Below are 7958 nucleotides of genomic sequence, written 5' to 3' on the forward strand. Positions count from 1 at the left end.
CCCGACCCTGGGACCAGGGGTCGGGGGCCGGGAGGATGGCTCAGGCGGCGGGCACGGCCGGGGCGCGCGACCCGGCCCGCTCCGCCGGTGACGACTCGGCGTCCGCCGGCACGCCGGAATCGGGCGTCTGGAACAGATACCGGACGAAGTTCGCGTCCGCGTCGTCGTCCGCGCCGGGCCACTGACCGACGCAGTCGACGCCGACCACCTCGCGCCCGCCGCCGTCGTTCTCCTCCAGCAGCGCCCACAGCGTCACCGGATAGCACCGGGTGGCGTCCGGGCCGAGACGCCAGCGGGCGTACCAGCCGGGGCGGGCGGGGACGATCTCCACGATCCGTTTCATGACGACCTGCCCTTCCGCGTGCGTCGGAAGTTGTCCGGTCCCTGCGATCCTGCGACCCCCGCGGGTGAGCGCCCCTCACCCGCAGCGAATGAAGCGGGTCGGTCCGCGAGCACCCGTTAGCTTCCCGGCAGCGCCGGGAAGGCGTCCGGCGCAAGCGCCACCGACCAGGAACGAGGTGCGAACATGCGCAAGCAGATGGAGGGCGACAACCAGCGCCGCCGGGCCCTCGCCCGCCAGGCCCGGGAACAAGGGCTGCGGCCGAGCCGGACCGGCGCCAGCCTGAGCGCGTCCAAGCAGGTCACCTCGCTGGACCGGCACGACCGGTCCGGCCCGCCGCCGGCCGGCCGGCACAAGCCGGACAGCACCCGCGGCGGCCCCGCGCCGCCGGCGGTCGGAGTGGCGGAACGCCCGCGCCCGCTGCCGGACCCGCCGCCGGACGCCGGGCCGACGATGGGCTACAAGGACCTCGTGGACGCGATCAGCCGGCGGGCGGGCGTCGACTTCGCCGAGGCGAAGGTCGCCGCCGAGGCCACCGTGCTCGCCCTGGCCTGGGCCCTCGACGAGACCGAACGGGAACGGCTGCTCGACGCGGTGCCGGTGAAGCTGCACGACGTGCTGCCGGTGGACGGCATCGAGCGGCGGCAGGACCTGCCGGGCTTCCTGGCCGAGGTCGGCCGGCGCAGCCGGCTCACCCCGGAACAGGCGCGCTACCAGGCCGAGGCGACCCTGGCCGCGCTGGCCGACGCCGACGCCGAACTGGTCGGCTCGCTGCGCGTACCGGACGGGTTGCGGGACCTGCTCGCGCCGGCCGACTACGGCGGCGGGCTGGTGGGCGCGTCCTCGGCCACCGCGCCGCTGACCGAGCCGGAGCTGCGGGACGCGCTGGCCTCGCTCCCCTACTGGTCCAGCGACCGGCGGTCCCTGGTGCGCACCATCGAGTTGCCCGGCGGCAACCTGGACCGGGTGCTCGACCGGCTGGACCGGCTGAAGGCCGCCGGCGGGCGCGGCCCGCAGATCGGCCGGCCGGACCCGGACAACGCGGTGCTCACCGTACGGACCCAGCAGGTCGACGGCGTGACGGCGGCGGACGTGGACCTGGCCCACCGGGTCGACGCCGCGATCGACGAGGCCGGCGCCGGCATGGCCGCCGGCTGAGGGTGAGGAGAGGGCCCCGCTCGACGCTTCCGGTACCGGCGGGGCCCCCGCCCGACACCTCGACCGCCGGGTAGCGTGCCGAGGGTGGAGAGCGACACCGAGGTCCTGGAGATCGTCGTGGACCCGGCCCGCCCCACCGGCCGGACGCTGCTCGCCGACGGGGTGGAGCAGTCCTACGTGGACGTCGCCGACGCCCGCCACCTGCACTTCGAGTACGTACGGCGGATCGCCGCCGTGATCGACCTGGCCGCGCCGCCCGGCCGGCCGCTGGCCGCGCTGCACCTGGGCGGCGGCGCGCTCACCCCGCCGCGCTGGCTTGCGGCGACCCGCCCCGGCTCGGCGCAGCGGGTCGTGGAGCGCGATCCCGGCGTGGTCGACCTGGTCCGCCGCCGGCTGCCGCCGGTGCCGCCCGAGGTGGCGGTGACGCTCGGCGACGCCCGCGAGGCCGTCACCGGGGCGCCAGCGCAGGCGTACGACGTGGTGGTGGGCGACGTCTACCGGGCGGCCCGGATGCCCGCGCACGTGGCCGCCGTGGAGTTCGCCGCGCAGGTGGCCCGGGTGCTCCGCCCGGACGGCGTCTACCTGGTCAACCTCACCGACCTGCCGCCGCTGGCGCACACCCGCGCTCAGGTCGCCACGCTGCGCGCGGTCTTCGCCGACGTCTGCCTGCTCACCGACCGGCGGATGTTGCGGGGCCGGCGGTACGGCAACGTGGTGCTCGCCGGCACGCCGCGCGCGGGGCGGCTGCCGGTGCGGCGCCTCGTCGCGAGAGTCGCCGCCGATCCGGTGCCCGGGGCCGTGCTGCACGCGGCCACGCTCGACGCGTTCGCCGCCGACGCCTGGCCGGTCAGCGACGCCGACCTGACCTGAGCCGGCCCGCCCCGGCGGGTGGCCGGGTTTCTCCCCGGGCAGGGCGGGTAGCCGCGCCGGATGAGCGTCGCCGACGACCGGTCCACCGCCCGCCGGACGCTGATCGTGATCGGTCTCGTGCTGGCCACCGTGGTCGGGTTGGCGCTGGTCTGGGCGACCCGGCGGGTGCTCGTCTGGGGTCTGGTCGCGGCGTTCCTCGCGGTCGCCCTCAAGCCGCTTGTCGACCGGTTGGAACGCCGGATCCGCCGGCGCGCGCTGGCCACCCTGCTGGTCTTCCTGGCCGCGTTCGCGCTGTTCGCGGCGCTGGGCGCGTTGATCGTCGTGCCGCTGGTGGACGAGCTGGGCCGGCTCGCCGACCGGGCGCCGCGCGTGGTGCACGAGGCGCAGGCCGGGCGGGGACCGGTCGGCGAGCTGCTGGACCGCCTGCACCTGCTCCGCTACGCCGAGCCCGGCCACCTGCGCCGGTACGGCTCCCGGCTCGGCGAGCCGACCGTGGGACTGGTCCGGGGCGTGGCGCAGGCCGTCGCCGCGCTGGTCACGGTGGTGGTGCTGGCGTACCTGATGGTGCTGGAGGCGCCCCGGATCGTGGCGGGCACGCTGCGGCTGGTCGGTGACGGCCCGGCGGAGCGGTTGCGGCGGATCGGCCGCGACACGTCCCGGATCGTCACCGGCTACCTGAGCGGCAACCTGCTGATCAGTGTGATCTGCGGCGGCCTGACCTTCGCCGTGCTGCTCCTGCTCGGGGTGCCGTTCGCCGCGGTGATCGCCCTGGTGGTCGCCGTGGTGGACCTGATCCCGCTGGTGGGCGCCACGCTGGGGGCGATCGTCGCGGCCGGCGCGGGGTTCGCCCGCTCCCCCACCGCCGGCATCGTGGTGCTTGTCTTCTTCGTGGTCTACCAGCAGGTGGAGAACCATCTGCTCCAGCCGGTCATCATGGCCCGCGCGGTCCGGCTGAACCCGCTGACCGTGCTGGTCAGCGTGCTGCTGGCGGCCGAGTTGGCGGGCCTGGTCGGCGCGTTGCTGGCCATCCCGGCGGCCGGCGTGGCGCAGGTACTGCTGCGCGAGTTCGTCCCCGCCGGGCGACTGGCCCTGGCCCCTCCGGCCGACCCCGACCCGCCTCCCGGGGACGGTCCGCCCGGCGGCCGGAACGCCGTGCCACCGGCCGGCGGATCGGCTCCCGGGAACCGGGACAACCCGCCGGCCAGTGGTTGACACCCGGCGTCAGGGCCGGCGGACCAGCTCGGGTGACTCGCTCTCCAGCGGCACCGCGTTGGCCGGGACGAGGCCGAGCTGCACCGCCGGGCGGAGCAGCGTCGCGTCGAGCGCCCAGTCGGCGGCCACGCGCGGCCGGTTGCCGGGCATGGCCAGCAGGTGGTAGCCACGGGTGACCGCCTTGGCCGGCAGGCCGGACAGCGGCACGTGCAGCGGGTTGGCCGCCGCGTCCTTGCCGCCCAGGTCGACCACCCAGCCCAGGTCGTGGTGCTGGTAGGACTTCCGCTTCCCCTGCCCGTACGAGGCGGCGATGTTGTGCGCGGCAAGCTTGCCCTGGCGCTGGGCGTGCTGGGCGGTCATCGCGCAGACCTGGCCGGGCCGGGTCGGGTCGGGGACGGCGGCGGCGTCGCCGCAGGCGAACACCTCCGGATAGCCGGGCACGTTGAGGTACTCGTCGACCACCAGCCGGCCCTTCTCGGTGCGCAGCCCCAACTCGGCCACGAACGGGTCGGGACGGACGCCGACGCACCAGATCAGGCTGCACGTCGGCACGTACTCGCCGTCGGTGAGCATCACCCCGTCCGGGGTGGCCTCGCCGACCGAGGTGCCCATCCGCACGTCCACGCCACGTTTGCGCAGCACCCGGTCGGCGGTGACGGACATCCGCCGGTCCAGCTCGGGCAGCACCCGGGGTGCGACGTCCAGCAGCATCCAGCGGGGCCGGACCTTCAGGTGCGGGCGCTGGGCGACCAGCCGGTCGGTGAAGAGCTGCCCGTGCGCGGCGACCTCGGTGCCGGTGTAGCCGGCGCCGACCACCACGAAGGTGGTACGCGCCCGCTGCTCGGCCGGGTCGTCGGTCAGCTCGGCCAGCTCCACCTGCCGGACCACGTGGTCGTGCAGGTAGAGCGCCTCGGGCAGGCCGCGGAAGCCGTGCGCGTACTCGGTGACGCCGGGGATGGGCAGCAGCTTGTTGACGCTGCCCACGGAGAGGATCAGCCTGTCGTACGCGAGCTGACCGTGGTCGCCCTCGGCGGAGCGGTAGCCGACCCAGCGGTTCTGCAGGTCGACCCGGTCCGCCTCGCCGACCACCACCCGCACGCCGTCCAGCGTGCCGGCGAGCGGCACCGAGATGCGGGTCGGCTCGACCACGCCGGCCGCCACCTCGGGCAGCAGCGGCAGGTAGAGGAAGTAGTCGGTCGTGTTCAGCAGGACGATCTCGGCCCGGTCGCGGGCCAGCCGGCGCAACGTCTTGGCCGCGTGGTACCCGGCGAACCCGGCCCCCACGATCACCACACGTGGTTTCGTCATGTCTGCTGCCGTTCCCGGGCAGACCTGCGGCAAACGTGGGCGGCAATCCATCCACCCGCACCGATATGTACATTCCTCGTGATCGGCGCGAGGATGCCGGGATGGGAAACCACGAGACCGCCGAGGGCCGACCCACGAGGTCGACCCGGCGTACCTTCCTCACCGCCTCGGCCGCGGCCACCGCCGCCGCCGTCGCCACGCCGCTCGCTGCGGACCCCGCGTCCGCCGCGCCCGCCGTCCCGCACGGCCCGGGCCGGCCGGCCCGGCCGCAACCGCCGGACCGCGAGCTGACCGCGCTGCTGCGCGAGATCGACCGCGGGCGGATCGAGGCCACCGTCCGGCGACTCGCCGCGTTCGGCACCCGGCACACCCTCTCCAGCCAGGACGATCCGGTACGCGGCATCGGCGCCGCCCGCGACTGGATCCACGCCCGACTGTCCGAGTACGCCGCCGCCTCCGGCGGCCGGATGACAGTCGAACTCCAGTCGTACGTGCAGGAGCCGGCGTCCCGGATCCCCACCGCCACCACCATCACCAACGTGGTGGCGACGCTGCGCGGCGACGTCACCCCCGAGCGGGTGTACGTGATCACCGGCCACTACGACTCCCGCGCCACCGACGTGATGGACGCGGTGAGCGACGCGCCCGGCGCCGACGACGACGCCTCCGGGGTGGCCGTGGTGATGGAACTGGCCCGGGTGCTGGCCGGTCGGCGCAGCGAGGCCACCATCGTGCTCGCCGCCGTCGCCGGCGAGGAGCAGGGACTGTACGGCTCGGCGTACCTCGCCGGCCGGTTGAAGGCCGCCGGCGTGGACGTGCAGGGCATGTTCAGCAACGACATCGTCGGCAGCAGCACCGCCGACGACGGCACCCGCGACCCGCGTACCGTGCGGCTCTTCGCCGAAGGCGTGCCGACCGCGGAGACGCCTGCCGAGGCGAGCGTGCGGCAGTCCGTCGGCGGCGAGAACGACTCCCCGTCCCGGCAGCTCGCCCGCTTCGTCGGCGACGTGGCGGACAACGGCGCGACCGGGATGGACGTCCGGGTCATCTACCGGCGGGACCGCTACCTGCGCGGCAGCGACCACATCTCGTTCCTGCGCGAGGGCTGGCCCGCCGGTCGGTTCACCGAGCCGGCCGAGGACTTCGCCCACCAGCACCAGGACGTCCGGGTCGTCGACGGCGTGCAGTACGGCGACCTGCCCGAGTTCTGCGACTTCGACTACATCACCCGGGTGGCCCGGGTGAACGCCGCGACGCTGTGGTCGCTCGCCCAGGCCCCGGGCACGCCGAAGGGGGCGATCGTGGTCACCACCAACCTGACCAACGACACCACCCTGCGCTGGCAGCGCGGCACCGAACCGGACCTGGCCGGCTACGAGGTGGTGTGGCGGGAGACCACCGCCGACCGGTGGCAGAAGGTGCTGGCGGTCGGCGACGTCACCGAGGTGACGATCGACCTGTCCAAGGACAACGTGTTCTTCGGCGTGCGGTCGGTGGACCGGGCCGGGCACCGCAGCCCGGTCGCGTTCCCGAAACCGGGAAGCTGAGCACGCCTGCCGGTCAGGGTGTCGGCGGGGCCGTGATCGCCCAGCGCTCGTGGTCCCGCCACGCGCCGTCGACGAACAGGTAGTCCGGGGAGAAGCCCTCCAGCCGGAAGCCGAGCCGGCGGGCCAGCTTCTTCGACGGCTCGTTGCCCGGTTGGATGTTCGCCTCCAGCCGGTGCAGCCCGAGCGTCTCGAACGCGTGCGCGACCACCAGCCGCACGCCGGCCGAGGCGTGCCCGGTCCCCGCGTACGGGCGGAACGCGGCGTAACCGAGGTAGCCGCCGCGCAGCGCGCCGAGCACGATGCCGCCGATGTTCGCGTACCCGGCGATCTCCCCGCTGGCGCGGTCGCAGAACAGGAACCCGGAGGTGTCCTGCCGCCGGATCCGGCGCAGGTACGCGGCGTACTGCTCGGCGTCGCCCGGCGCGGACAGCCACGGGTGGTGCAGGTCCCGGCTGCGCCGGGCAGCGGCCACGAACTCCGCCTCGTCGCCGGGCCGGGGCCGGCGGACGGCAACCCGACCGTCGCTACGCAGATACCTCACCCGCACCACTCTCGGCCACCCGCCACCGGCCCACTCACCCAGGGTCCCCCTTGCCTGCCACCTCCCCGCCCCGGCACCCCTCCCCGCCTCGCCATCAGAAGTGCGCGCCCTCGGAGAGACCGTTCCGTCGATCATGAAGTTGACGGAGCCGGAGAGCGCTCTCCCTTACGGTCAACTTCATGATCGACCGAGGGTTTGCCGAGGTGGAGAGGATCAGCGGGATCTTCGGGGCAGTTCGGGAGGTGGTGGGGACGCCATGGGTGTCTACGAGAGCGTGAGACACCCACCGCGTTCCAGTCGCGCTCCGGTGGGCCGGTGGGTGGAACGCCATGGGTGTCAGGGGCGCCTCGTGGTGTTCGGGGCGGGTCATTGCCCCGCCTGAGGCAGCCGAGGCGTCTGGTCGGGTCTGTCGGATTCGGCGGGCTGCTGTGGCGGGGTGGCGGCAGGGGGACCGACGGGAATGTGGGTCGGGCTGCGTGCACTGTCCGGTTCGGTCGAGGTGGCGTGACGGGCGTCATCGCGGCGGCGGAATCGGTGCCGGGGGTGGGGCGTTATACCTGGCAGACCGCGTGGAGCCCGGCCCCGCCGCAGGCACCCGGTCGGAATGACCGGCCACCGGCCGTGGTTACACCCCCAGGCCGCGCGCCGGCTACCCGGGTCCCGAGCAGGCCACCCGCGCCGCCGGGCCCACCCCCTTCAAGACTTTCCCCCGCACGTGGCATCCCCCGTGCCGCGTCCACCCCCACGTTTTGGGAGGCAACCATCATGGCTACCACCCTGCTGCGTAAGACCGTGCTCACCGCTGCCGGTATCGCCGCCACCGCCGGCGGCATCGCCGGCCCCGCCATCGCCGCCCACGCCGCCCCGGCCCAGAAGAGCACCGTCGCCGCCGACCGCAAGGGTCACGGTGAGCGGGAGTTGGACGTGCGCTACGAGGCGCAGCCGAACTTCTACTACTGCGGCCCCGCCGCCGCCCGCAACG

7 protein-coding genes and 1 pseudogene are annotated in these 7958 nt (G+C 74.7%); 5 read left to right on the plus strand and 3 right to left on the minus strand.

What is annotated here, in order from left to right:
• Positions 1-40: 40 nt before the first annotated feature.
• Positions 41-343, minus strand: coding sequence for a hypothetical protein (locus ACIA5A_RS29250; protein WP_396767720.1), 303 nt, complete (start codon positions 341-343; stop codon positions 41-43).
• Between the two features lie 183 nt (positions 344-526).
• Between ACIA5A_RS29250 and ACIA5A_RS29255 the strand changes: the two genes are divergently transcribed.
• From ACIA5A_RS29255 to ACIA5A_RS29265, 3 genes are all read left to right on the plus strand, one after another.
• On the plus strand, positions 527-1498 hold the full coding sequence (locus ACIA5A_RS29255) for a DUF2267 domain-containing protein (protein WP_396767722.1): 972 nt from the start codon (positions 527-529) through the stop codon (positions 1496-1498).
• Positions 1499-1582: 84 nt separating this feature from the next.
• On the plus strand, positions 1583-2368 hold the full coding sequence (locus ACIA5A_RS29260) for a spermidine synthase (RefSeq protein ID WP_396767724.1): 786 nt from the start codon (positions 1583-1585) through the stop codon (positions 2366-2368).
• Positions 2369-2428: 60 nt separating this feature from the next.
• On the plus strand, positions 2429-3580 hold the full coding sequence (locus ACIA5A_RS29265; RefSeq protein ID WP_396767726.1) for an AI-2E family transporter: 1152 nt from the start codon (positions 2429-2431) through the stop codon (positions 3578-3580).
• A 9-nt stretch (positions 3581-3589) separates the two neighbouring features.
• Here the strand turns inward: ACIA5A_RS29265 and ACIA5A_RS29270 are convergent, their stop codons facing one another.
• Positions 3590-4888, minus strand: a complete 1299-nt coding sequence (locus tag ACIA5A_RS29270; protein ID WP_396767728.1) for an NAD(P)/FAD-dependent oxidoreductase — start codon at positions 4886-4888, stop codon at positions 3590-3592.
• 101 nt (positions 4889-4989) lie between these two features.
• Here ACIA5A_RS29270 and ACIA5A_RS29275 point away from each other — a divergent pair, with 101 nt between their 5' ends.
• A complete protein-coding gene (locus ACIA5A_RS29275; protein WP_396767730.1) occupies positions 4990-6435 on the plus strand; it encodes a M20/M25/M40 family metallo-hydrolase in 1446 nt (481 codons plus the stop codon).
• 13 nt (positions 6436-6448) lie between these two features.
• Here ACIA5A_RS29275 and ACIA5A_RS29280 read toward each other — a convergent pair whose 3' ends face one another.
• Positions 6449-6976 (minus strand): GNAT family N-acetyltransferase, encoded by a 528-nt coding sequence (locus tag ACIA5A_RS29280; protein WP_396767732.1) that lies wholly within the window; start codon positions 6974-6976, stop codon positions 6449-6451.
• A 765-nt stretch (positions 6977-7741) separates the two neighbouring features.
• Here ACIA5A_RS29280 and ACIA5A_RS29285 point away from each other — a divergent pair.
• Positions 7742-7958: pseudogene (locus tag ACIA5A_RS29285) on the plus strand (phytochelatin synthase); the annotation flags it as partial.

The sequence above is a fragment of the Micromonospora sp. NPDC051300 genome (assembly GCF_044455315.1).
Taxonomy (GTDB): domain Bacteria; phylum Actinomycetota; class Actinomycetes; order Mycobacteriales; family Micromonosporaceae; genus Micromonospora; species Micromonospora robiginosa.

Bases quoted from the DNA above. Each gene is read 5' to 3' on its own strand.
- ACIA5A_RS29270 (WP_396767728.1), bottom strand. From the start codon at position 4,888: ATGACGAAACCACGTGTGGTGATCGTGGGGGCCGGGTTCGCCGGGTAC.
- ACIA5A_RS29265 (WP_396767726.1), top strand. From the start codon at position 2,429: ATGAGCGTCGCCGACGACCGGTCCACCGCCCGCCGGACGCTGATCGTG.
- ACIA5A_RS29255 (WP_396767722.1), top strand. From the start codon at position 527: ATGCGCAAGCAGATGGAGGGCGACAACCAGCGCCGCCGGGCCCTCGCC.
- ACIA5A_RS29250 (WP_396767720.1), bottom strand. From the start codon at position 343: ATGAAACGGATCGTGGAGATCGTCCCCGCCCGCCCCGGCTGGTACGCC.
- ACIA5A_RS29275 (WP_396767730.1), top strand. From the start codon at position 4,990: ATGGGAAACCACGAGACCGCCGAGGGCCGACCCACGAGGTCGACCCGG.